1 protein-coding gene is annotated in these 1316 nt (G+C 68.2%); it reads right to left on the bottom strand.

Annotation, left to right across the window (positions count from 1 at the left end):
* Nucleotides 1-1178: RNA-guided endonuclease TnpB family protein (locus tag AB0N17_RS46740; protein WP_366017736.1), on the bottom strand; the 1178-nt coding region annotated here is incomplete at its 3' end.
* Nucleotides 1179-1316 lie beyond the last annotated feature (138 nt).

A 1316-nucleotide genomic window follows, 5' to 3' on the forward strand; every position in this document is an offset into this window, starting at 1 on the left:
TCAACGGGCCGTGCCTGGCGCGGGATCGCCGCTCCGGGTCTTGCCGGCCCTCCAGGGGCGTTTAGCCTCTCCGCCTGCCCGGCGGCGAGGATCACACGCGACGCATTGAGGTCACGGTCATGCTCAGTACCGCAGCCCTCACACTGCCAGGTGCGCACGTGCAGCGGCTTCTTCCCGTCCACGACCCAGCACACCGAACACGTCTGCGACGACGGCAGCCAGCGCGAGACGACACCGATGTGCCGACCAGCCCTGGCGGCCTTCTCCTGCAGCACGCGGCGGAACATGCCCCATGCCGCATCGTGGACGGATTTGGCCAGGCGGGTACGCGCAAGGCCGGAGACCGCCAGGTCTTCGAGGTAGACCGCTTGGTTGTCGCGGACCAGCCTCGAAGCCGTCTGGTGGCACCAGTCCCGGCGCGCATCGGCCACCCGGGCGTGAGCACGGGCGACCTTGATCCGGGCCTTCGCCCGGTTCTTGCTGCCTTTGGCTTTGCGGCTCAAGGTCTGCTGCGCCTTTCGCAGCCGCCGCTCGGCGCGGCGCAGGAACCGCGGATTGTCGATCACCTGCCCGTTCGACAGGACGGCGTAGTGGGTCAGGCCCAGATCAATGCCGACCTCGGCCTCGACCGGGAGGAGCGTCTCGGGGTCGACGTCCACGACGAAGCTCGCGAAGTACCGGCCGACACCGTCCTTGACCACCGTCACCGACGACGGAGACGAGGGCAGCGGGCGCGACCAGCGCACCCGCACCTCACCGATCTTCGCCAGATTCAACCGGCCATTGTCCCGCAGCCGGAACCCATTCTTCGAGAACCTGACCGACTGACGGGCGTCGGACTTCTTCTTGAACACGGGCAGGCCCATGCGGCGGCCGGGGCGCTTGCCGGTCACCGAAGCGAAGAAGTTCGCGTACGCCATGTCCAGATCACGCAGGGAGGACTGCAATGCATCAACGGACACCTCGGCGAGCCATGCCCGCTCCGGAGTCTGCTTCGCCTCCGTGATCACCCGCCGGGCCAGAGCCCCGGCCGGGATACGGGACTTGTCCGCCTGCCAGGCGGCCTTCCTCAAGGCGAGCGCATCGTTGTAGACCACCCGTGCGCAGCCGAACGTGCGGGCCAGCGCGATGCGCTGACCCGGCGTCGGCTCGATCCGGAAGGAGTACCGCAGATGCATGCGAGCAACGTACCGGCCGCCACCGACAACGCCGTTCCGCCCAGAGGGCGAACCGGCTTTCCCTGCCCTGCTCCGCAGGAGCTTCGTTTCCTCCCCCGGCTGAAGCCGGGGGTATCCACGAAGGAATCCCGATGAACG

Source organism: Streptomyces sp. NPDC051133 (genome assembly GCF_040682635.1).
In the GTDB taxonomy this organism is placed as follows: domain Bacteria; phylum Actinomycetota; class Actinomycetes; order Streptomycetales; family Streptomycetaceae; genus Streptomyces.